General features: G+C 61.2%; 23 protein-coding genes and 1 tRNA gene. 9 read left to right on the top strand and 15 right to left on the bottom strand.

Translation table 11 applies throughout. The features are described 5' to 3' along the window. Positions 1-43: 43 nt before the first annotated feature. Positions 44-277 carry a hypothetical protein gene (locus tag ACNPP0_RS17870; RefSeq protein ID WP_046807419.1) on the top strand — a complete coding sequence of 78 codons (234 nt, stop codon included), beginning with the start codon at positions 44-46 and terminating at the stop codon, positions 275-277. Positions 278-356: 79 nt separating this feature from the next. On the opposite strand, the gene ACNPP0_RS17865 is transcribed toward ACNPP0_RS17870, so the two are convergent. Together ACNPP0_RS17865 and ACNPP0_RS17860 are read right to left on the bottom strand one after the other, a co-directional pair. Beyond that, on the bottom strand, positions 357-947 hold the full coding sequence (locus ACNPP0_RS17865) for a BPSL1445 family SYLF domain-containing lipoprotein (RefSeq protein WP_332607367.1): 591 nt from the start codon (positions 945-947) through the stop codon (positions 357-359). A gap of 227 nt (positions 948-1,174) precedes the next feature. Continuing rightward, entirely contained in the window at positions 1,175-1,432 is a 258-nt protein-coding gene (locus tag ACNPP0_RS17860; protein ID WP_332607366.1) for a hypothetical protein, read from the bottom strand. A gap of 253 nt (positions 1,433-1,685) precedes the next feature. Here ACNPP0_RS17860 and ACNPP0_RS17855 point away from each other — a divergent pair, with 253 nt between their 5' ends. Further along, the gene (locus ACNPP0_RS17855; protein ID WP_332607365.1) at positions 1,686-2,639 is read left to right on the top strand and encodes a M14 family metallopeptidase; all 954 of its coding nucleotides are present in this window, start codon (positions 1,686-1,688) and stop codon (positions 2,637-2,639) included. 37 nt (positions 2,640-2,676) lie between these two features. On the opposite strand, the gene ACNPP0_RS17850 is transcribed toward ACNPP0_RS17855, so the two are convergent. Further along, on the bottom strand, positions 2,677-3,111 hold the full coding sequence (locus ACNPP0_RS17850) for a GNAT family acetyltransferase (protein ID WP_448706596.1): 435 nt from the start codon (positions 3,109-3,111) through the stop codon (positions 2,677-2,679). 268 nt (positions 3,112-3,379) lie between these two features. Next, positions 3,380-4,294, bottom strand: a complete 915-nt coding sequence (locus tag ACNPP0_RS17845) for a PhzF family protein (protein WP_448706595.1) — start codon at positions 4,292-4,294, stop codon at positions 3,380-3,382. Positions 4,295-4,532: 238 nt separating this feature from the next. On the opposite strand from ACNPP0_RS17845, the gene ACNPP0_RS17840 reads away from it, so the two are divergent. Further along, positions 4,533-4,919 (top strand): hypothetical protein, encoded by a 387-nt coding sequence (locus tag ACNPP0_RS17840; RefSeq protein ID WP_332607362.1) that lies wholly within the window; start codon positions 4,533-4,535, stop codon positions 4,917-4,919. 77 nt (positions 4,920-4,996) lie between these two features. Here ACNPP0_RS17840 and ACNPP0_RS17835 read toward each other — a convergent pair whose 3' ends face one another. Further along, positions 4,997-5,809 (bottom strand): alpha/beta fold hydrolase, encoded by an 813-nt coding sequence (locus tag ACNPP0_RS17835; protein ID WP_448706594.1) that lies wholly within the window; start codon positions 5,807-5,809, stop codon positions 4,997-4,999. A 3-nt stretch (positions 5,810-5,812) separates the two neighbouring features. After that, a complete protein-coding gene (locus ACNPP0_RS17830; RefSeq protein ID WP_448706593.1) occupies positions 5,813-6,559 on the bottom strand; it encodes a hypothetical protein in 747 nt (248 codons plus the stop codon). Between the two features lie 202 nt (positions 6,560-6,761). Here ACNPP0_RS17830 and ACNPP0_RS17825 point away from each other — a divergent pair, with 202 nt between their 5' ends. The 3 genes from ACNPP0_RS17825 (at position 6,762) to ACNPP0_RS17815 (ending at position 12,538) form a co-directional block, all read left to right on the top strand. Continuing rightward, entirely contained in the window at positions 6,762-7,151 is a 390-nt protein-coding gene (locus tag ACNPP0_RS17825) for a hypothetical protein (RefSeq protein WP_448706592.1), read from the top strand. Between the two features lie 418 nt (positions 7,152-7,569). Next, a complete protein-coding gene (locus tag ACNPP0_RS17820; protein WP_448706591.1) occupies positions 7,570-11,412 on the top strand; it encodes an autotransporter outer membrane beta-barrel domain-containing protein in 3,843 nt (1,280 codons plus the stop codon). Positions 11,413-12,010: 598 nt separating this feature from the next. Continuing rightward, a complete protein-coding gene (locus tag ACNPP0_RS17815) occupies positions 12,011-12,538 on the top strand; it encodes a tyrosine-type recombinase/integrase (RefSeq protein WP_448706590.1) in 528 nt (175 codons plus the stop codon). A gap of 149 nt (positions 12,539-12,687) precedes the next feature. Here ACNPP0_RS17815 and ACNPP0_RS17810 read toward each other — a convergent pair. The 9 genes from ACNPP0_RS17810 to ACNPP0_RS17770 form a co-directional block, all read right to left on the bottom strand. Next, positions 12,688-12,764: transfer RNA gene (locus ACNPP0_RS17810), tRNA-Pro, on the bottom strand. A gap of 231 nt (positions 12,765-12,995) precedes the next feature. Beyond that, entirely contained in the window at positions 12,996-13,430 is a 435-nt protein-coding gene (locus ACNPP0_RS17805; RefSeq protein ID WP_448706589.1) for a MerR family transcriptional regulator, read from the bottom strand. A gap of 58 nt (positions 13,431-13,488) precedes the next feature. Further along, positions 13,489-13,830 carry an integration host factor subunit alpha gene (locus ACNPP0_RS17800; protein WP_287143887.1) on the bottom strand — a complete coding sequence of 114 codons (342 nt, stop codon included), beginning with the start codon at positions 13,828-13,830 and terminating at the stop codon, positions 13,489-13,491. A gap of 3 nt (positions 13,831-13,833) precedes the next feature. Then, a complete protein-coding gene (pheT, locus tag ACNPP0_RS17795) occupies positions 13,834-16,251 on the bottom strand; it encodes a phenylalanine--tRNA ligase subunit beta (RefSeq protein ID WP_448706588.1) in 2,418 nt (805 codons plus the stop codon). Positions 16,252-16,264: 13 nt separating this feature from the next. After that, positions 16,265-17,287: a phenylalanine--tRNA ligase subunit alpha gene (gene pheS / locus ACNPP0_RS17790; RefSeq protein ID WP_006218742.1), complete on the bottom strand. Its 1,023-nt coding sequence runs from the start codon at positions 17,285-17,287 to the stop codon at positions 16,265-16,267. Between the two features lie 77 nt (positions 17,288-17,364). Then, a complete protein-coding gene (gene rplT, locus ACNPP0_RS17785) occupies positions 17,365-17,724 on the bottom strand; it encodes a 50S ribosomal protein L20 (protein ID WP_006218741.1) in 360 nt (119 codons plus the stop codon). A gap of 15 nt (positions 17,725-17,739) precedes the next feature. Beyond that, positions 17,740-17,937: a 50S ribosomal protein L35 gene (rpmI, locus tag ACNPP0_RS17780; RefSeq protein WP_006218740.1), complete on the bottom strand. Its 198-nt coding sequence runs from the start codon at positions 17,935-17,937 to the stop codon at positions 17,740-17,742. Between the two features lie 271 nt (positions 17,938-18,208). Further along, complete coding sequence (locus ACNPP0_RS17775; RefSeq protein ID WP_448706587.1) at positions 18,209-19,741, bottom strand: YifB family Mg chelatase-like AAA ATPase; 1,533 nt, start codon at positions 19,739-19,741, stop codon at positions 18,209-18,211. 301 nt (positions 19,742-20,042) lie between these two features. Continuing rightward, positions 20,043-20,294, bottom strand: a complete 252-nt coding sequence (locus ACNPP0_RS17770; protein WP_006218738.1) for an accessory factor UbiK family protein — start codon at positions 20,292-20,294, stop codon at positions 20,043-20,045. 140 nt (positions 20,295-20,434) lie between these two features. Between ACNPP0_RS17770 and ACNPP0_RS17765 the strand changes: the two genes are divergently transcribed. From ACNPP0_RS17765 to ACNPP0_RS17755, 3 genes are all read left to right on the top strand, one after another. Continuing rightward, complete coding sequence (locus ACNPP0_RS17765; protein ID WP_448706586.1) at positions 20,435-20,908, top strand: hypothetical protein; 474 nt, start codon at positions 20,435-20,437, stop codon at positions 20,906-20,908. A 507-nt stretch (positions 20,909-21,415) separates the two neighbouring features. Then, a complete protein-coding gene (locus tag ACNPP0_RS17760) occupies positions 21,416-21,754 on the top strand; it encodes a P-II family nitrogen regulator (RefSeq protein WP_006218735.1) in 339 nt (112 codons plus the stop codon). A 32-nt stretch (positions 21,755-21,786) separates the two neighbouring features. Further along, positions 21,787-23,025, top strand: coding sequence for an ammonium transporter (locus ACNPP0_RS17755; protein ID WP_046807729.1), 1,239 nt, complete (start codon positions 21,787-21,789; stop codon positions 23,023-23,025). Positions 23,026-23,077: the final 52 nt, after the last annotated feature.

Below are 23,077 nucleotides of genomic sequence, written 5' to 3'. Positions count from 1 at the left end.
AATACGCGCCGGCTTCCCTCCCATCGTTTAGCAAGGAGCAACCATGCCCGAAACAGAATGGTCCCCCGGCAGTGCGCTACCCGATCGTCAGGGTTACTTCGAAGTGGAATTCGACACAGGCGAAACTGAAATCACCCGATACGGCATGCTGGGTTGGGAACCCGAAGCCGAACGCGGACGCATACTGCGGTGGCGCGGTCTGGACCCCGCCATTGAAGAAGCCGAAATCCAGCGCGAAAGCGCCGTGCGCAATAACGGCGACACCTTGCTCGGCTGACCCATAGCCCCGCCAAAAAAAACGCCGCGGAGTTAAATCCGCGGCGTTTTTCTTGGGGAAGGATTGTCGGCCGCCAGGCTTACCAATCAAGCTTCGAGATCTTGGTGCCGGCCAGCGAAACGCCCGCCATCAAGCCACCGTTGTTCATCACGAAGCCCACAATCGGCTGCTGCGCCGTATTGGTATCGATGCGGCCATTGGCGCCGATGTTCACCACGGCAACCGTGGCGTCCGCGCCGACGGTCCAGCCACTGCTGTTGCGGAACTTGTTCAAGGCGTCATCCGTCATGAACAACAACACCATGGCCTTGGACTGCGCGCCGGCCTGGAAGCCGATCGAGCCCGCCGTGGTGCTGTAGTAACCGGCATTGGAGCCGCCCACCCGCAACACGCCCTTGCCATGCTCGGCGCCCACGATGAAGCTGCCGCTGAGTACGTCGGGGAACACCAGCACACCCTTGGCGCGCGCCACCAATTCCTTCGATTGCGGCGAAGCCTCGTACAGCTTGGTCAGTGTGGCGTTGGCCGCGCTATTCATCGAATCGCGCTTTTCGGTTGAGGTAGCCGAAGACTTGGGCGTGGTCGTGGTGCAACCGGCAAACAGCACACCGGCCACTCCGATCGTCGCGGCAATACCTACACGACGCAGAACAGGAAAAGTGTCAAGCATGGAACTCTCCTTTATTGTTGTCAGCCGGTACCACTGTACCGGTCATAACCGCTGAAGCAAGGCACACGATTGTGATAAACGAAACAAAACCTACCTGTCTTCAACGCGGGCGCAATGGCCTCGGTCCAACAACCATGGGCCTGCGCGGGCCGAATCCCTTGCACTGCCTCTGCAACATTTAGTAGAGGCTACCCGGAGAGTCCGTCACGCCTGACGTTGCCGCGCAGCTACAGAATGCCGTACCTCGGCTCGCCGGTGGACGCATCCACCGACACGATGCCGGACAACACCAATTCCGCGTGACGACGCGCCACGTCGGCGTCGGCGAACGTCACAAAACGGGGCAAAGACCAGCGTTGTTGCTGCGCCCCACCGTCGTCCGGGCGGCTCACGATGATCTCGATAGCCATCACGCCGGCATCCAGACTCACGATCTCACAACCCACTTGAAAACCATCGATATGGCGTTGCGGTACCGCCCTCATTCCGCGCTCCTGAAATCAAACACTCCGCGCGCAATATGCCAAAAAAACATGGTACTGAAAAGCAGTGCTTTTAGCGGGTCATGAAGCACTAGTGCACCTAGTATTCCAGCATCTTGCATACGCTTCGATCACACTAGAATTCGGTATTTCCAAGCGGAATTGCCATTTTTTTAAATCATGCAAACACGGCCGGCGGTTTACGCCGCGCGGTCGGGGGGTATATTGCAACGTTCACCAACAGGCCTTTCGTTCCATGCAAACCTTACCTTTTGAACCTGACACCGCCCCGCTTGAAGTCCTGCCCCGCGACTTGTCTGCGTACCGCGAAGGCAACACCGGCATCCCGTACGTGCATCGCTTTGAATCCGGTGTCCCCGGTCCGCACGTGCTGATCAACGCCATCACGCATGGCAACGAAATCTGTGGCATGGTCGCCGCCACGCATTTGCTGGACACCGGCGTGCGTCCCAAGATCGGCACGTTGACCGTCAGCTTTGCCCATGTCGAAGCGTATGAAGCCTTCGACATCGAGAACCCGTACGAGAACCGGCAGTTGGTGCATAACCTGAACCGCATCTGGTCGGCAGCCATGTTGGATGGGACGGAAGACAGCCCGGAACTGCGCCGCGCCCGGGAGCTTCGACCGGTGCTGGACGCCGCCGATTTTGTGCTTGATATCCATTCGACCCGCGCCCCCGTGCAGCCGTTCTGGGTCTACAACGAGATGGATCGCAATACCGCGCTGGCAGCCGCCGTTGGCGCGCCCGCCGTGCACCTGGTGATGCCGCAGCATAAATTTCCCGGCACGGGCGTTATGGGCTACGGCCATCACGGGGACCCCCTGTCCGACAGCCAAGGGGCGCTGGTCGTCGAATGCGGCCAGCACTTCGCACGCTCGGCCGCCGAATTGGCCACTGATGTGACGATGCGTTTTTTGGCCCACACCGGCCTCATCGATGCGCCCTTGAATGCCCCGCCCCCGCCCGTTCCGCAACGTTTCCGTTTGCTGGAAGTGCACATGGTCAAGTCCGAGGACTTCCATTTCACTCGCCACGTCATCGGCTTTGAAACCTTCGACAAGGGCGAACTGATCGCGATGAACGGCGACGAGGAAATCCGGTCGCCTTGCGACCGCTGCACGATCTTCATGCCTACGCGCATGCCGATCGTCGGCCGGGAAGCGGTCTACCTTACCGAGGCGATCTAAGCCGCATCGTGAAGACGTGCAGGGTATCGGCGCGCGCCTACATATCGGGAATCAGGCGCTTGCCCATGCTGACCACTTCATCCAGATCAAAGCCCAGGCTTTCGTAGAAGCCCTGCACGGCGGCATTGCCGGTTCGGATCAGTAGATTGATCTTCGGGCACCCCATCTCCAGCAGCTTGGCTTCGACAGCGCGCATCAGCACGGTGGCATAGCCCCGCCGCTGGTGCGCGGGCGCCACCGCCAGATAATTGATCCAGGCGCGGTGCCCGTCATAGCCACCCATCAGCGTGGCGACGATCACGCCTCGGATCTCGCCCACCAGAAACAGCTCCGGCTGCACGGTCAGCTTGCGCGCAATATCCTTGGCGGGATCGTTCCAGGGACGCGTCAGGCCGCAGTCGCGCCATAGCTGGATCAGCGCCGTTTCGTCAGCGCGTTGGTAAGGCCGGATGGCCAGGGGATCACAAGTCATGCTTCGTTCCTTCATTGTGGGAAACGAAGGCCCTGCGATACGCCTCGGAGGCAATACAGCGGCAAAGGGATACCGCAAAAACAAAAAGGCCACGAGGGGTATCGTGGCCTTCAGGGAAAGCGCCGAACGGTCGGCGCCTGTACGTGACTAGCCACTCAACGTAAACGTCGAGCGGCTCGTCGGTTGTCTGCCAGGCATGCGGCAGATAAATCATGGGCGTTCATGCAGGCAAGCTTACACGAGCGCCCCCGCCTGGATCAATACCGGCTTACTGCGCGTCGGGCGCCGGCAACGTCCCTTCCATGACCACCACGGCATGGCCTTCGACTCCGGCCCACACACCGTCGGCGCGCGGCTCGGCATGCGCCAGCAGCAGGCTTGGGCGCCCCATATCCACGCCCTGCCCTACGCGCAACGACAGCTTGCCCTGGTCCCGCAACGCCGCGCGCAGCGCCGTGACGGCGGCCGTCGCGCTACCGGTAGCGGGGTCTTCCGTCATGCGGCCGGTGAACATGCGCGCCTGGATATCGGTGGGCGCATCGATCGTGTCGCTTGCGGTATCGGTGGTGTAGACGTAAATGGACTTTGCGCCATCCAGCGGCAGCAACGCGGCGTAGCCGTGCGAATCCGGCGATGCGCGGCGCAAGGCATCGCGGCTGACCAACTGCGCCACCAGAAAGATCAGGCCCACCGACACGACCTGCGGCGCATGTTCGGACGTGTCCACATCCGCGGGATTCAATTTCAACGCGCGCGCCAGATCTTCCGCGGACACGACGCTGGCGCGTGACAGCGGCTGGGGCGCCAGAAGCTCGACGCTCTCCACGCCCTTGGCGCCCGAGCGCAACGCGATGCGCACCAAACCCGCTTCCTCTTCAAAGACGAACGCATCCGGCACCGGGCGCCCCGCCGTGGCCATCTCGCGCGCCAGCACCACGGCGGTGCCCACGTTCGGGTGCCCGGCGAACGGGACCTCGCGGTCAGGCGTGAATATCCGAACCGCGGCCGTATGGTTGGGATCGTCGGGCGGCAGCACGAAGCTGGTTTCCGAATAATTGAACTCTCGCGCAATGCGCTGCATCTGCGCGCCATCCAGCCCCTGCGCGTCCAACACGACCGCCAACGGGTTGCCACAATAGGTTTGGCCGGTAAACACATCGGCGGTGACATAGCGGTAGCGCATGCGGTCTTCTCTTTGGCGGTTATAAGGCGAGGAGTATGCGCGCGGTCAACCGCGTTGCGACAGGCACAGAAGGCAGGGATTTTCGCCATAACAGCAGGAGCGGAGTCGAGTACCCTGTGGTGCTGGATCACAATCGCGCGCAGCGGCACTCATGCCAAGCGCCCATTGCGTTCGCGCGCCACCGCGCCGGGCCGCAATCGCCAGCCCGAACGCGTTTACTAACTGCAAGGAATGCATCATGGAAAACCCCTTTGGCGACGCCGAAGAACCCGCAATCGGCCACCGGCAATATCTGGTCCTGATCGCGGCATCAAAAGACAACGCGTCACTTGCGCAAAAGCAGCTGGAAAACCTGAAGAAGTTTGTCGACGATCGCGCAGCACCGCTATGGATTGACGCCAAAGGCATCGGCGTGCTGTTGACCACGGACATGGTCGCTTCCGAAATCTGGCGCGTCATGTTGCCAAAGGACGCCCCGGACCTTGGCGACACCCGCAACATGCTAGTCCTGGAAATCGGCAAAGACTGGGCCGCCCGCCGCGACGACAAGATCGAACACTGGCTAGCCTCACACGTCGGCACCCCACTACCGCCCATGCCGCGTGCCGCGGCCAAGAAGCGTTAAGCGGATAACGTGCGCGCCGGTGCATTGCCAGTTTTATAGCGGCTGCATGCGCGGCATACCGCCAAGCGGGCAGTCGGTCAGGCTTCGCCCGCGAGAAATGCAAGCAGGCGCGCGTTCAGCTCCGCAGGCCGATCCAGGCTGGGCAAGTGCGCCGTGCCAGCCAATTCCGTGCCTGTGCCATAAGGCAGCGATGCGGCGACTTGTCTGCTACGCGCCCGGATATGTGGAAAGTCGCAAGCACCCCACAATACCAGCGCCGGGACGCGAATTTCGCGCAGGCGCTGGTACGCAGCCACGTTATCGATGCTTGAGCCGCGATACGGCGCGCTCAATATGGCGCCGTTCATTTCAAGAAACAGCTTGCGCGCAGCGCCCTGCACCCGCCCTTCGTTTTCGAACGGCCCATCCAGAAACAAGCGCGCCTTCAAGGCATTGATGCGTTCCTGGTCCCCCGACGCGCCGCCCCGCTTCAGTTCTTCCATCAGTTCGTGCACCGCTGGCGAATGCACCGGGTCGGCGGCGCCGGCAACCGTCGGCGAAACCAACACCAAGCCGCGCATGCGTGATGGGTGCAATAGTGCTGCGTCCAGTGCGACGCGGGCGCCTTGCGAACAACCCACCAGGATTGCCGGCTTACCTTCGGCCAGCGTATCAAGCACTGCCATCAGATCCGCAACCGCTGAATAACTTTCGGCTTCGGCATGCGTCCGTCCGTGGCCGCGACGATCATAGGCAATGGCAGTGTTCGATTCCGCGACTTGATCCGTCTGCGCCTCCCACATCCGCCTGTCGCAAACGGCGGCGTGCAGAAATACCACCGGGTCGCCACGACCCACCGTCTCGGCAAAGAGCGACGCCCGGCCACTCGTTATGTGATGTTCGCTTCGCATCTTTCAAGCCACCATGGCAGCGTCGCTGACCGTTTCCGCGCTGCCGCGCGAGGATTCACGGCACGCGATTGCGGCCATCATCGTCGCTATGACGAGCATGGCCGTGCAGATCAGCATGCCAGCCAGGCCGTAAGCGATGCCCGACAAGGTTGCGCGGCGCGCTATGTCGGCGACCAGGGTCTTCGTGACGCCTGCCGATACGAGAAGGCTAAACAACACCATGGCCAACGGCCAGCGCCGGAACACCATGGTTTGGCGCACCACTTTGAATCCGTATTCGCCTGACGATGCGGCGCGCGGCAGGCTTGGCACATACACCGCGCCGGCGGATATCGTTGGCACCCAGATCAGCCCAAGCACGCAGAACAACGCGACAAAGTACTTTGCGTCGCCACCGCTGTTCAGCGCGAAGTAGAGCCACAGCGGAATGTCGGCGGAAGCTCGCAACACCGCGCCTGCCACGACCACGAAAAGAACCAACAGCGCCAAGTGCTTTGCCTCGGCATTGGCCGCCCGCTTCGGCTGTTCGACCACGGCGTCCCTACTGGCGACGACATCCGTCCATGCGAAGGTCATACGTGCCAATGCCAGCAAATTGATCAACGCCAGCAGCAGAAACAAAAACTGGATCGCACCGACAGATTTGAACGCCAGCAAGGCAAAAGGAAGCAATAGAAAAAACACGCACAAGGACCATGGCGCCGACGCCACCATGTGGCGGCCGCTTTTGCCAATGGCGTTGAAGGTCAACGCGATAAGACGCCTACCAGCGAGTTTTCGAGCCACGGGAACCCTTTACGAACGGAGTCTAGACGCTAGTTATACCAGCACGTTGATGAACAGAATATGTGGGCGCTACTGGACGCATTTTGTCCCGCCGGCATGCTGTTCGGCCAAGGTGTCGTTCGGCTAAGCTGCCACAAGCTGCCGATATCAAAACCGGGAAGACCCTATGCCTTTCGCCCGCACCTACTACATGAACGAAATCAGCGAAGCGCAGTTTGCACAGCTGCTTTCGAGCGCGCTTTTCGACAAGCAGAACTTCTATATGGAAAACGTCCACGACATGGAAGCCACCCTGCTACGCGCAGGCGAATTGGTGGCGCAAGCCGGGCTGAAAAGCCGTGTCGTGAATAGGCCGTCGAACCCTTTTACAAGCTTGCATCACAGCGCAATCGCGTCCATACCCGTCATTGGACTGATATGGACTGCCGCGATGGCGGTGATGGCAGTGATGTCGGTTGCACGCCCCAGCGCCGACGTGACGTTCGTGCGCACGGCAGATCATTCGCTAAGCGTCGTTCGCGACCCCTTGCACCCCATGCATGACGAAGGAACTTAGTTCATTACGCCATCATCGTCCTGAAGGTACTGCACGCTGGAATTGCATCCTCCGGCACATACTTCCTAAACACTCTCATCAATAACTCCTAGGGTACGACCGATACTGTTACCCAGCTTCCACGCCACATTTTCTGGAGCGGCCAGTACCACTGGCGGTTAATGCGGTTGTCGCCCTGAGTGTTGGCGCCGGTGGAAACGCACCCCTCCGGCACCACTTGGCCGCCAGCGTCTACTCGAACTTGAGCGCCAAGGCGAACGTCGCATCACCCTATCTCCCCGCGCCAATTCTGGTATCGGCGATCTGACCTGACATTTCTTTATTAGGGACTCATGTCCTTTAGTACCCGTCCCATAGTGAAACCCCGGGTTAACCCCTAGCATCGGAGTCGTTATTTTCCTATGTAACGGGTACTTCAATGAACAAAATTTATCGCGTCGTCCGCAATGCGACGACAGGCGCCTGGGTGGTCGCGTCCGAGCTCGCCACAGGCCGCGGCGGCGGCAAAACCTCCGCTGTGGTTGGCTCCGGGGTGCTGGCTATCGCCGTCTCCGTTGGCCTGCAGTCTACGGCAGTAGCCGCTGACATCAACAGTGACATCACCGTCTCCGGCGCGCGCGGAGGCACTCAGCCCAGCCCCTGGGATCCGCAGACCATTCGATTAGGCTATCAGGCTGAGAGTTCTGCCAGCTTGACGATCACTGAAGGCGGCATAGTCAATACGCCGAGGTATGGTTACATTGGCTTTGGCGCGAACAGTTCAGCTTCCGTCGTCGTGGACGGGGACGGCTCGACATGGAATACCGGCGACCTTGTGGTGGGTATAGGCACCAGCGGCACAGGTAGCCTGTCCATCACCGACCAAGGAACAGTCAACGCTGGCTTCATGTCGATCGGTTCGGGTAGGGGTTCGACGGGCATAGTAAATGTCACCGGCCCCGGGTCTACCTTGAACAGCAGCGACTTATGGGTAGGCCAACCAGACGGTAACGGCACGCTAAACATTCAAGATGGCGCCATGGTGAGCACCTCGACTGCAAAAGTTGGCCTTGGCGCGGGCTCCGTTGGGGCCGTAACGGTTGCCGGCGCAGGCTCGACCTGGGCAACAACTGGCGAGTTACAAATTGGCAGCAACGCGACTAGCGCGGGTTCGCTCGCGATCAGCGACGGCGCCACGGTGACTAGCGGAACAACCTATATAGGCAATAACGAAGGGTCGATAGGTGCAGTAAAGGTCACAGGCGCTGGATCCAATTGGGTCACTAGCGGCGTCAATTTTGACGTGGGCGCCAATGGTTCTGGAACCTTGATAATAGAGAATGGCGGCTCCGTAACTAGCAATGCCACGGCCGGTGTGGGTATGGGCCGCGGCGTGGGCAATAACCGTACAGCGGAAGGCTCGGTCTTGGTAACCGGCGCCCACTCAAGCTGGCAGATCCAAAATGGATTGTGGGTCGGCATAAATGGGACCGGAAAAATTACCATCGCGGATCAAGGCTCTGTCGTTAGCGGGAACAGCCATATTGGAAACAATCCTAGTTCAAATGGCGCGGTCCTCATTCAAGACGCCGGCTCAACCTGGACAAATCAGAACCTACTGGTGGGCTTCTACGGTAATGCTTCGATGGATATCGCAGCCGGCGGTAAAGTGACGACACAGGATTATGCGACGGTAGCTGATCAGTCCGCTTCCACTAGCGCCGTCACCGTACGCGGCGAAGGCTCTCAGTGGCAAGTTGGCACTGCGCTAAAAGTCGGAAACGGAGGCAACGGCAGCTTGCAGATCTCCGAAGGCGGCAGCGTCACCAGCGGCACAGGCTCTATAGGCAACGTCAGTGGTTCTACCGGCACGGTTATGGTGAGTGGCCCAGGTTCGAACTGGACATCTATCGGAACGCTCGATGTCGGCAAAGCAGCCAATGGCTCACTCAATATTACCGATCAGGCTGCGGTCGTAAGCGGCGCGTCTAGCGTCGGTACGAATGGCAACGCCGTCGGGAACGTAACCGTAGCCAGCGCCGGGTCCTCTTGGACTAACAGCAGCGTGCTTGTTGGCCAGGCCGGTTCCGGTACGATGACCATCGTCGACGGTGGGCAAGTTATCACGCATGACTACGCGAACGTTGGAGACATGGCGGGTGCCAACGGCAACGTCAACGTCGTCGGCGATGGTTCCACGTGGCAGGTCGGCAGTTCGATCAACGTCGGGCACGAGGGCGCCGGCACATTGAACATTACCGACGGTGGAATGGTCAGTAGCGACTTCAGCCGCATCGGCAGCGAAGCGGGTTCCGAGGGCACCGCGTTGGTCAGTGGGCAGGGCTCGGCGTGGGACAGCGCCGGCCTTGTGAGCATCGGCGAATACGGCAAAGCCACTCTAACGGTGGCTGAACAAGGCAGCATCAAGGCCAGCAGCGTCTTTCTTGCCGCCAGCCCAGATTCCATTGGCACGCTCAACGTCGGCAACGGCGGTCTGGCGGGCAACGTGGACGCCACCTACATCATCGGTGGGGACGGCGCGGCTACTGTCAATTTTGACCATACCGATTCCGTCGAGCTGGCCGCCACGATGACCGGCGACCTCACCGTCAACAAATTCAACAAGGGAACCGCGCGCCTGCTTGGCGAGAACGATTACACCGGCACGACGTCGGTAGAGGCCGGCACGTTGCAGGCAGGGGTGGCTGGTGCGCTCAGTGGCAATTCCAACTTCAAGGTGGCTTCTGCGGCCACACTGGATCTAGGTGGTTTCGACCAGAACATTGCCAGCCTGGACAACGCGGGTGCGATTGCCTTCACAAGCAATTCCAACCCTGCCGGGCGCAGTGGGCCGGTGGCCGGTACGACTTTAACCGTGGCTGGTGACTACGTCGGCAACGGCGGTACCTTGTTGATGAACACCGTGCTTGGCGGCGACAATTCGGTCACTGACAAGCTCGTGGTCGGTGGCAGCACCAGCGGAGAGACCTTTGTGCAGGTGAAGAACGCCGGCGGTGCCGGTGCGATCACCGACAACGGTATCGAGCTGATCAACGTGGCGGGCGCATCCAACGGCACCTTCGCGCTCCAAGGCCGTGCCGTTGCAGGCCTCTACGACTATCAGTTGTACCAAGGCGGCAAAGCGACGCCGGACGATGGCAACTGGTACTTGCGCTCTGAAGCTCCCCCGGTTCCGCCCGAGAACCCGACCCCGCCCGAGGGTCCGGCGACGCCGGAAAACCCGGGTACGCCTGAGACCCCAGGAACGCCGGAAAATCCGGCTACGCAAGAAGTTCCTGGTGTGCCCGAGAACCCGAACAAGCCCGGTAAACCGACGCTACGCTCGGAACCGGGCGCCTACCTGGGCAACCAGAATGCCGCGCTCCGCATGTTCGAGCACACCATGCATGACCGTGTCGGCGAACCTGGCTTGACCGCTCGCAAAGACAGCAGCGAAGGCTACGCAACCTGGATGCGCGTGCGGACTGGCAAATTGGATTCCGGCAAGATCGGCGGCCAGATCGATGTTGATACCAACACGACCGTCATGCAACTAGGCGTGGAAAAGCAATTCGACGTCGGCACGGGCCGCCTGCATGCCGGCGTGATGGGCGGCTACGGCCACGCCACCACCGATGCTAAATCCAACATCACCGACCACAAAGCGCGTGGCACGGTGAATGGCAAGAACATCGGCATCTACGGCACGTGGTTCGAGAACCCCACGGGACCCGAAGGCGCCTATGTGGACACCTGGCTGCAATATGGTGACTTCGACAACACGGTCAAGGGCGACCACTTGGATAGCGAGAAGTACAAGTCGCGCACTTGGTCGGGTTCGTTGGAAGCGGGCTACTCGTTCAAGTTGCATCAAGGCGAAAGTTACGGTGTCTATCTGGAGCCGCAAGCGCAGGTCATCCACACCAACTACCGCAGCGACGACGTGCGCGAAGACAACGGGACGCTCGTGCAAAGCGGCAAGGCGGGTGGCACGACTACGCGCCTGGGTGCCCGCGTGTATGCCCGTTCGTTGGATAACAGCACAAACCGGATCCAACCGTTTGCGGAAGTGAATTGGTGGTCGGGTGGCAACAAATCGTCGATTGCGATGGACGGCGAACGCTTGGGCCATGACCTGCCGAAGAACATCCTTGAAACCAAGGTCGGCGCGCAGTTCGAAATCGGTCGCGGATGGAGCGGTTACAGCAGCGTGGGCTACCAACAAGGCAGCAACAGCTTCAGCGACGTCAGCGGACAAGTCGGCGTCAAATTCAGCTTCTAAGTCGCAGCCTTACGTCTTAGAAGGCAAGTGGGCCGCGTGGAAACAGGCGGCCCATTTTGTTTTGAGGGCAACCGCTGTAGATGCCTAGCTCATTGCGGTACGTCCATGACCGCCACGAGTCCACACCGGCGCGTAGCAAAGTCCAAGCTCGTCAAGGCTCCTTCCCTCTCTGGCCCGGCCAAATCACGGTAAGCCTGCAACACATCGTGCAGCGTTGACTTCGGCACGTTGAAGCCCCACTTCATCCGGGCGGGAAAGGCACCGGCATCTCTAGGGATGTCCCGCACCGTCTTCACGCGCGATGCGAGGCCGCACCTGCTCGAGTTCTCGATAGGCAATCAAGGTATCGGCTTTAACCGCATCGAGTTGGACCAATTCGCCGAACACTACAAGCAGGTACACGCGGTCGAAAAAGACATCCAGCCCTTGTTGCCGCGAGGCCAGTCGAATTCAGAATTTCAGGAAGGAATCACCGGGACATGGCGCAGAAAATCACAGGCCTATACCAAGAAAACGGGATCTGGCACATCGACAAGTAAATCAAGGGGGTCGGCAGAATTCGAGGCAGCACGGGTACAAGTTCTCGGAAGACCTCCTGATGAGCGAGCTGCCGCTGTATCTCAAGCGGATGGCGCTGTACACGACGAATACAGGCTGCCGCGAGCAAGAGGTATGCAAACTGCGCTGGGAATGGGAGATTCACGTTCCTGAGCTCCGCACTTCGGTCTTCCTGTTGCCAGCAGACTTTGGTGGCCGGTTTGACGACTCAGGGGTGAAGAATCGCGAAGAGCGGCTCGTGGTGCTCAACGACGTCGCCAGTGAGGTCATCCGGCTTCAACGCGGTTTAGATAAGGAATGGGTGTTCCCATTCGAAGGAGGTCCGATGTCGCGAATGAACGCGACCGCGTGGCGTAGCGCGCGCAAGCGTGCTGCGTCGGCTTGGGAGAAGAAATACGGCAAGCCGGCGCATCCGGACTTCGCACGGCTTCGCGTGCACGATCTAAAACACACGTTTGGGCGTCGGCTTAGGGCTGCGACGTTTCGCATGAGGATCGTCAGGTGCTGTTGGGCCATACAAATGGCAGCGTCACGTCGCACTACTCTGCCGCGGAGCTGGGCAAGCTGATCGAATTGGCCAATCGCATTACACGCACCAATAATCACACGCCTACGTTGACGGTATTGCGCCGACAACAATAGAGCAAAGCCCCCAAAAAGCTCCCACAATGAGAAAGGGGGTTAGTGATTACTATCACTAACCCCCTAGGGTATTGCTGGTCGGGACGGCGGGATTCGAACTCGCGACCCCTTGCACCCCATGCAAGTGCGCTACCAGGCTGCGCTACGCCCCGAAAGAAAAAGAGTATAGCAGAACAAAAATAAGTTTGCACGCATTGGTGCAAAAAAAGTGCTGAATACTCAAAAAATTTGCGCTTCATGCTCGTCGTCTGCACTAGCTACTTATCAGACGGCGCACGAAGCGCAATGCATTGCTTGTTGCCACGCGCGAAGCGGATCAGCGACGCGCGTTGCAGATAACGCTTTTCATCAATTGCGTGTTGGCGTGGACGACACCAGCAGGCTTATGCCACCGTGCTGACGGTGCCGCTGCTTGCGCTGGCGGCTACGTTGGCAGGCAGACCCAACGCGTCCGCCAACATCGTCGAGACGCTGGAGAGCTCGTTGCGCAGGCCCTGCATTTCGGCGCCCGACAAACGAACGGCGGCGTCTTGATCGTGCGGCATGTCGCGCGCATCGCCCAGGCGATTGCGTGCGCCGCTGATCGTGAAGCCTTGTTCGTACAACAACGAACGGATGCGGCGAATTAGCAGCACTTCGTGATGCTGATAGTAGCGGCGGTTGCCGCGCCGCTTGACCGGCTTGAGCTGGGTGAATTCCTGTTCCCAGTACCGCAAGACGTGAGGCTTGACGCCACACAGCTCGCTGACTTCACCAATGGTGAAGTAACGCTTGGCGGGAATGGGCGGCAGGGTAACGGTGGATTCAGTACGTGTCATAAGCGAATTTTATGCCGCGAGTAAGCTGGGTGCCGATAACAATTACCGACAAAGCGTATCACTCCACGGCGTCGGGTGCAGCAGGGGTCGCCTGCTCTACCACGCTCTTGAGTTTCTGGCTTGCGTGGAACGTGACCACGCGGCGTGCGGCGATGGGAATGGTCTCGCCGGTTTTGGGATTACGGCCAGGGCGCGGCGGTTTGTCGCGCACCTGGAAATTGCCGAAACCCGAAAGCTTGACGGAATCACCGCGAGCCAAGGCGTCACGGATTTCTTCGAAAAAGGTATCGACGATGTCCTTGGCCTCGCGCTTGTTCAAGCCGACCCGCTCGAAGAGCAGTTCGGCAAGCTCAGCCTTGGTCAGGGTGCGTGGCTCGGCAGCAAGCATACTGTTCCCCATGGTTCATGTACGCTGGCGCGCGCCGTGGGCGCTGACCAATGCATCCTTGATGCGGGACAGGCAATCGGCCACACGGGCTTCGTCCAGGGTGACTTCAGTGTCCTGTAGCCAGAAACGGAAAGCAAGGCTTTTCTCCGTCACGGGCTCGCTGCCATGGGCCTTCTCGCGCCACACATCAAACACCCGCGCATCCTGCACAACTGCCAGCTGCGTATCCGCCTTGACTGCTGCGAACACGGTGTCCAACATCGACTGCGTGGATACCGAAACGTCCACCCACAGCGCCAGGTCGCGCACGACCACGGGCTGGCGCGAGAGCTCGCGCACCTGGGGCAATTCGCCTTCGGACAAGGCCTGCACATCAAGTTCGAACACGACGGGCGCGTGCGCCAAGTCTGCCTGCTGCGCCCAACGCGGGTGCAGTTCGCCGACCCAGCCCACTTGCTTGCCATCCAGTTCGATGCGGGCACTGCGGCCCGGATGCAGCGCGGGATGCGCGGCGGCTTCGAAACGCAGACGACGACCGCGGGCGCCGAACAATGCTTCGACGTCCATCTTCACGTCAAAGAAATCGACCTGGCGCGTGGCAACGCCCCACTGCTCTTCAACGGCCGGCCCCCAGGCCGCGCCCGACAAGCGCATCGGCTGACGCACGCCCGCAACTTCCAGCGGACCATCTTGTGCGCTGGCGTCGCGCATGAAGACGCGGCCCAGTTCGAACACGCGCACGCGTGACTGCTTGCGGTTGGCGTTGTGGCGGATGTTGGCGACCAAGCCACCAATCAGGCTGGAACGCATGACCGACAAGTGGCTGGCGATCGGATTGACCAAGCGCACGGGCGTGTCGTTGCCGGCGTAGTCACGTTCCCAATCGGCTTCAACGAAGCTGTAGTTCACGACTTCCTGATAATCCTGCGCGGCCGTCAGGCGACGCAGCGCATGCGCGCCGCGATGCACTTCGGGCTGCGAGAACATCTTGGCGCGCGCCATCGGCGGCACATCGGGAATGCTCTCGAAGCCATAGATGCGAGCCACTTCTTCGATCAGGTCTTCTTCGATTTCAAGGTCGAAGCGGTACGACGGCGGGCTGACGATGAAGTCATCGCCTTCAACCGTGAATTCCAGACCCAGGCTGGCGAAAATCTTGGCGACCTGCTCTTGCGTGACGGGCACGCCAAGCACACGATGGCAGCGCGCCAGGCGCATGCGCACAGGCGCGCGCGCGGGCAGGTTGACGATCTGGTCGTCCACCGGGCCAACCTGGCCGCCGCAGATGTCGACGATCAGGCGCGTAATGAATTCGATGTGTTCGGGAATGCTGGCGTAGTCCACGCCGCGCTCGAAGCGATGGCTGGCTTCCGAGCTGAACTTGTAGCGGCGCGCGCGCCCTGCAATCGCCTGCGGCCACCAGAACGCGGCTTCCAGATAGACGTTCTGCGTGTCCAGCGTCACGGACGTGGCTTCACCACCCATGATGCCGGCCAGGCTTTCCACCTGATCGCCGGCCACCACCACGCCGACCTTCGGGTCCAGCGTGACGGTCTGGCCGTTCAACAGTTCCAGCGTCTCGCCTTCGCGCGCCCAGCGCACGGAGATATCGCCGCCGATCTTGTCCAGATCGAACACATGCGACGGACGGCCCAACTCAAGCATGACGTAGTTCGAGATATCGACCAGTGCCGACAGCGATCGTTGGCCGGCGCGCTCAAGGCGCGTCTTCATCCAGTCTGGCGTTGCGGCGCGGGCATTCACGCCACGAATGACGCGGCCGGCAAACCGGCCGCAAAGGTCCGGGGCATCGATCTTGACGGGCAGACGTTCTTCAAGCTGAACGGGCACGGCAACGGCCGTGGGCACCGACAACGGTGCACCCGTCAGCGCGGCCACTTCACGCGCAACGCCAAGTATCGACAGGCAGTCGGCGCGGTTAGGCGTGAGCTTGAGCGTGAAGAGCGTGTCGTCCAGGTCCAGCGCTTCGCGGATAGACTGACCGGGCACCATGTCGGCCGGCAGTTCCAACAAGCCTGCGTGGTCTTGCGACAAGCCCAGTTCGCGGGCCGAGCACAACATGCCCGACGATTGGACGCCGCGCATTTTCGCCACGCCGATCTTCATGCCGCCGGGCAGTTCCGCGCCCACGCGGGCCAGCGGCACCTTCAGGCCGGCCGCCGCGTTCGGCGCGCCGCACACAATTTGAAGGCGTTCGCCAGAGCCATCGTCCACTTGGCAGACGCGCAGCTTGTCGGCGTCGGGGTGCGGAGCGATATCGACGATGTGGCCCACGACCACGCCGGTGAAGGCCGGTGCGGCGGGCGCCGTCTCTTCGACTTCCAGGCCAGCCATGGTGAGGCGATGCGCGAGTTCGTCGGTTGCGATGGGAGGGTTGACCAGCGTACGCAGCCAGGATTCGGGAAATTGCATGATCAGCCGTCTGTTATTCGTTGAACTGGCGCAAGAAGCGCAAATCGCCTTCGTAGAACTGGCGCAGGTCGTTGACGCCATAGCGCAACATCGTCAGGCGCTCAAGGCCGGAACCAAAGGCAAAGCCGATGTAGCGCTCGGGATCAAGGCCGAAGTTGCGCACCACTTCAGGGTGCACCTGACCCGAGCCGGAAATTTCCAGCCAGCGGCCACGGTTGGGACCCGAGGTGAACATCATGTCGATTTCGGCGGACGGCTCCGTGAACGGGAAGAACGACGGGCGGAAGCGCACGACAAGATCGTCGCTTTCAAAGAAGCAACGCAGGAAATCGGTGTACACACCCTTCAGGTCGGCAAACGAGATGTCTTCGGCGATCCAGAGCCCTTCCACCTGGTGGAACATGGGCGAGTGCGTGGCGTCGCTGTCGACGCGATAGGTGCGCCCGGGCGCAATCACCTTGATGGGCGGCTTGTGCATGCGGGCATAACGTACCTGCATGGGGCTGGTGTGCGTGCGCAGCAGCAGCGGCAGGCCGTCGGCGTCGTTCATGTCGACGTAGAACGTGTCCTGCATGGAACGCGCCGGATGGTCCAGCGGGTTGTTCAACGCGGTGAAATTGGTCCAGTCGTTTTCCACTTCGGGGCCGTCGGCCACATCGAAGCCAATGGAACGGAAGATGGCTTCCACACGTTCCCAGGTCCGGATCACCGGATGGATGCCTCCCGGCGCGCGACCGCGGCCAGGCAGGGTGACGTCAATGGTTTCAGAAGCCAGTCGGGCGTCCAGTTCCGCCTGCGCCAATGCGGCGCGGCGCGAATTCAGGAGCTCTTCGACTTGTTGCTTGGCCTGATTGATACGGGCGCCCATCTCGCGCTTTTGCTCGGGATCAAGCTTGCCCAGGCCCTTTAGCAGCACCGTCAGTGCGCCTTCCTTACCCAGGAAGCGAGCCTTTGCGTTCTCGAGCGCGGCGGCATCCGTAGCCGCGGCGAACCGTTCTTGCGCCTGGGAGACCAGGTCGTCAACCAATAGAGTCATGAAATCCAGCCTTCAAAACGCAAACGGGGCCATTACAGCCCCGTTTGCAGCGATGCGCGATGAGTTAAAGCGCGCGATCAGGCAGCCAAGGCAGCCTTGGCTTGCTGCACGATGGCGGCAAAGCCGGCCTTGTCGCGCACGGCCAGATCGGCCAGGACCTTACGATCCAGTTCAATCGAAGCCTTCTTCAGACCAGCGATGAACACGCTGTAGCTGACGCCATGTTCGCGGACAGCAGCGTTGATACGCGTGATCCACAGAGCACGGAACGTGCGCTTCTTGTTACGACGGTCGCGGTAGGCGTATTGGCCAGCGCGCATGACTGCTTGCTTGGCAATACGGAACACATTACCGCGGCGGCCACGGTAACCCTTGGCGGCGGCAATGACTTTTTTGTGACGTGCGCGGGCAGTTACGCCGCGTTTGACGCGAGGCATATTAGGTCTCCCTTATCAAGCGAAAGGCATCATGGCCTTGACGGAGGCCACGTTGGATTCATGAACGGCCGTCGAGCCGCGCAATTGACGCTTGGCCTTCGTGGTCTTCTTGGTCAGAATGTGGCGCTTGAACGCCTGACCGCGCTTGATGGAGCCGCTGCCGCGAACCTTAAAGCGCTTGGAGGCGCTTTTCTTGGTTTTCATCTTGGGCATGATGATTCCCTAAACTTAAACTCGTTGTTGATTTGACATGACGCGAGGTGCTTGGGCGCTGGTGGCTGGCAGCCCGAAGGCTGGCACCGACTCAACGGCAAAACTTGTAAACCTGTTGCCACTTCTGGGGGGTACGTCTTTCCCGAACGTCAGCCGCTAAAAAGCACGGCAGATCCGGGAAAGCCTTTGATTATATGGTGATTTCCTGGGTGTTGTCGAGCCGGAATGCGGAAAAACCCCAGGTGGGTGCGCAGCCGGCTTCCAAGCAACCCTACAAACCCGGCCGCCGGTACTGAACCGCCTGGGCAACATGACCGGCGGCAAGCACGTCGGCCCCATCAAGATCTGCGATCGTGCGGGCAACGCGCAGCGCCCGGTGCAGCGCCCGCCCGGAACCGGACAGACGCCGCATGGCCTGAAACAGCAGCGCCTGAGCATCCGCCTGCATCATGCAGTGCTGATCCAGTTCGGCGCCGCTTAATGCAGCGTTCAGCTTGCCCTGCCGGTCGTGCTGCCGCTGGCGGCAGCGCGTCACCCGATCCAGCACGTAGCCGGAAGCTTCGCCAGGCGGGCCTGCCATTGATTCGGGATCAGAGGGTGGCAGCGCCACGTGGAGGTCGATCCGGTCAAGCAGTGGCCCCGATATCTTGCCCACATAGCGAGCAACCTGGTCCGGCCTGCATACACAGGCCCGCACGGGATGCCCGCGCCATCCGCACGGGCAGGGATTCATTGCAGCGATCAATTGGAAGCGCGCCGGAAACTGAGCCGCATGTAACGCCCGCGCGATAACCACCCTGCCCGCCTCTAGGGGCTCGCGCAGGGCCTCTAGCGTACGGCGGCTGTACTCGGGTAATTCGTCCAGAAACAGCACGCCATTGTGCGCCAGGCTGATCTCGCCGGGGCGAGGCCGGCTGCCCCCGCCCACCAACGCGGCAACCGAGGCGGAATGGTGGGGTGCGCGAAACGGCGGCTGGCCCATCAACGTTTGCGGCATGCCCGCCAAGGCGGCGACGGCTGCAGCCTCCAGCGCCTGGGACCGGTCCAGCGGCGGCAGCAAACCCGGTAAACGCGAGGCCAGCATGCTTTTGCCCGCGCCGGGAGGGCCCACCATCAGCAGGCTGTGGCCACCCGCCGCCGCCACTTCAAGCGCGCGCCTTGCACCCGCCTGCCCCCGCACATCCGACAGGCACGGCCCGGGAGGCGCTTGCGGCCACGCCTTGGGGATGGCGTCGGCAAGCCGATGCGAGCCCGCTGCGTGCGCGGCGACATCGGCCAGGCTGCGCGCCGACAAAACGCGCAGGTCGGGCACCCATGCGGCCTCTTCAGCGCTGCCCGCCGGCAATATGAGCGTGGCGCCGGGCGCATCCCGCGCCACACTCAAGGCAATGACCAACGGCGCGGCAACGGGCACCAGCGCGCCGGTCAGCGATAGTTCGCCGGCAAACACCAGATCCACCAAAGAAGGATCATGCGCCTGCGGCTGCCCTGCCCCTTGGCACGCAACGGGCGCGGATAGCTGACCGGAAGCCAGCAGCAGGCCCAACGCGATGGGCAGATCAAAGCGCCCCGATTCCTTGGGGATGTCGGCCGGCGACAAATTGACAGTGATGCGGCCCGGCGGGAAATCAAACCCGCTGTTCAATATCGCGGCACGCACGCGTTCACGGCTTTCGCGCACCTCCGTGTCCGCAAGGCCCACGACGTTGAAGCTGGGCAGGCCGGGGCCCAAATGGGTCTCGACCCGAACGGCGTGCGCATGTATGCCGCTGAGCGCGCGGCTGGCAAGTACGGCAAGCGTCAAGACAGTCTCCGTGAATGCAAGACCGTCAGTATCGGCAATTCCGTCCGGCGCCATGGGCCGAGGGGGACAATGATGTCCCTTGTTCCCAGGCTCGTGTCCCTGATCAGAGGGTCCCGATCGAAATTCCCCGATCGCAATTCCCTGATCGCTTTTCCCTGATCGCTCGTCGCGTGTCGCGCACACCCTCCCCTCACCACCAAAAGCAACACGACCGCATGACGCGGTCGCTTTGCTTTGTTCTGTGATGCGGACTGCCTGGCGGGTAGCGGCTAACAGTCAACAGCTAGTCGCTGACCGCGCATCACTTGTCCAGGGCGGACAAGCGCGATTCCATCTGTTGGACCTGTGCGGCAAGCTGGTCCACGCGGGCACGGGTGCGCGCCAGCAAATCGGCTTGCACGTCGAATTCTTCGCGCGTGACCAGGTCCAGCTTCGAGAACGCCTGCGTCATCATGGCGCGCACATTGCGCTCCACATCCGCAGCCGGGCTGCGGGCAATCAGGTCAGAGATATTTTTCTGGATGTCTTCCATCCACTGGGTGCGATTGTTCATAGCGGCCTCTCAGGTTCTTGACGCCTCAAGTGTAGTGCCTTGCCAGCCGGCGCAGCCACGCCCAGTCAGCGAGCGCCAAAAAAAAGGGCGGGCCGCATGCGGTGACCGCCCATCAAAGCACAGGAGAAAACCGGGCTGCCATGACGGCAACCCCCTACCAACATCGTTACGGGCAACCCATCTGGCTTGCCGATTGCGCAAACAAATCCGACGACTGCTTGCATTGCGCCGCCAACTGCGTCTTGTCGGGGACGGCGGCCCACTGCGATTTGGCCGCTTCAAGCTGCTGCTTGACGCTGGCCGCAGCCGGATTGCTGCTTCCCAATTTATCCATGCACGCGTTCACTTTGGTCACGTACGCCTCACATTCAGACGGAAGCGCCGACGACGCGCTTCCCGCCGGCGAACTGGCGGCCGGCGGCGCAGCCGGCACCGAAGTCGCGGGCGGCGCAGCGGGCGTCGTGGGCGCCGGAGTCGTTGAAGCGGCCGGCGGGGCCACCTTTTCTTCATTCTTGTTGCAGCCCGCCAGGATGCCCACTAAAGCAACCAGCGCGACAGCGCCCATCAGCTTGCGTTCAATCCTCATGGTGTCCTCTTTCCTTATTGCTTCTTAATAAGAGAGCCGGGCTGCCACCCCGCACCAGCGGGCGGCGTCGCCCACCATTTGGATGAGCTGTCTTGATTCTTGTTCACCCGTCCCCCAACAACAAGCCGACGCCTGTAAACCCTGGTATCAAGGGAATCCATCATTTGGTGTATTGAAAAGCCGCCCGAATACCGAACGCAGCACCTTTGAAACGGGGACCACCGTTGCGCTGCAACGCTCGCCGGGCCGTTGCGACCGACCTGGCAGCCGGCAAGCGAGCAAACTACCCAATACAAACCGCAACGGCCGCAGCATCAACTGGCTACAAATGCCGTTTCTGAAACATATTTCGTTGCATGCACCCAATGTCGGGCATGACGCACCACTTTGAGGCCACGAGGTGGTGCATCACGCCCTACATTGGTGCTCACCGGCACAACATGCGCGCGTGCAGCCCGCATCTCAGGCGTCAAAAAACATGGCATGGATATTGCTTGATAGACGAGGCCAACGTGCAACCATGAGAGGAAATGCCATGAAACTCATCATCGCCATCATCAAGCCCTTCAAGCTCGACGAAGTGCGGGTGGCTCTATCCGGGATCGGCGTCCAGGGCCTGACTGTTACCGAAGTAAAGGGTTTTGGCCGTCAAAAGGGCCATACCGAGCTGTATCGCGGCGCGGAATACGCCGTGGACTTTCTGCCCAAGTTGCGTGTCGAAGCCGCCGTGCCCGATCACCTTGTGGACCAGGTTATCGAGGCGATCGAGCAAGCCGCTCGTACCGGCAAGATCGGCGACGGCAAGATCTTTGCCGCCCCGCTGGAACAGGTGATCCGTATCCGCACAGGTGAAGCTGGCGAAGCTGCGCTGTAAATAAATAAAGAAAGACTCATTGGAGCCTGAAAATGGATAAAGCAGATATCTCCTGGTTGCTCGTCTCTACCCTGCTCGTATTGATGATGGCCGTACCCGGTCTGGCGATGTTCTATGGCGGCCTGGTACGCAGCAAGAACGTGCTGTCTGTGTTGCTGCAAGTGCTGTGCACGTTCGTGTTGGGCCTGGTTCTCTGGTTCATCTACGGTTATTCGCTTGCCTTCACCGAAGGCAACGCGTTCTTCGGCGGCCTGTCGCGCGCCTTCTTCTCTGGCATGTTCACACCGGCTGACGGCAAGTACGCCATGTCGAACACCCTGACCGAGCTGCTGTTTGCCTCGTTCCAGGCCACGTTCGCCGGCATCACCTGCGCGCTGATCGTGGGCAGCTTTGCCGAGCGCGCCCGTTTTTCGGCCGTGCTGGTATTCACGGTGATCTGGTTCACGTTTGCCTACGTGCCCATCGCGCACATGGTGTGGTTCGCATCCGAAACGGCGCCCGGCCTGCTGAACGCCAAGGGTGCACTGGACTTTGCCGGCGGCACCGTGGTGCACATCAACGCCGGTGTGGCCGGCCTGGTGGGTGCTTATGTAGTGGGCAAGCGCGTAGGCTACGGCCGCGAAGCGATGCAACCGCACAACCTGCCGATGACCTTCGTGGGCGCCGCCCTGCTGTGGGTGGGCTGGTTCGGCTTCAACGCGGGTTCGGCCCTGGCCGCGAACGAGAACGCCACGCTGGCCTTCTTCAACACCATGATCGCGACTGCCGGTGCCGTCCTGGCCTGGTTGTTCACGGAATGGGCCGTCAAGGGCAAGCCGTCGATGCTGGGCGCTGCGTCCGGCGCGATTGCGGGTCTGGTGGGTATCACGCCGGCAGCCGGCCTGGTCGGCCCGGTGGGCGCATTGATCATCGGTGTGATCGCCGGCATCGTCTGCGTCTGGGGTGTGAACGGCCTGAAGCGTTTGCTGCGTGCCGATGACGCGCTGGATGTATTTGGCGTGCACGGTGTGGGCGGTATCGTCGGCGCCTTGCTGACCGGCGTGTTCAATGCCCAGGTCCTCGGTGGCCCCGGCCTGGCCGAACCCGGCATGATCGCCCACCAACTGTGGGTGCAGCTGGAAGGCGTGCTGCTGACCATCGTATGGTCCGGTGTAGTGGCGTGGATTGCCTACAAGATCGCCAACGCCCTGTGCGGCCTGCGTGTGCCGGAAGACCAGGAACGCGAAGGCCTGGACGTGACCAGCCACGGCGAATCGGCTTATCACAGCTAAAGCGGTTTGCAGGCCCGCGGCTTGACTGCCGCAGGGCTTGCCAGAAACGGGG

This window comes from Achromobacter semiaridum, assembly GCF_053543755.1.
This window is presented reverse-complemented; position numbering and strand designations above follow the sequence as displayed.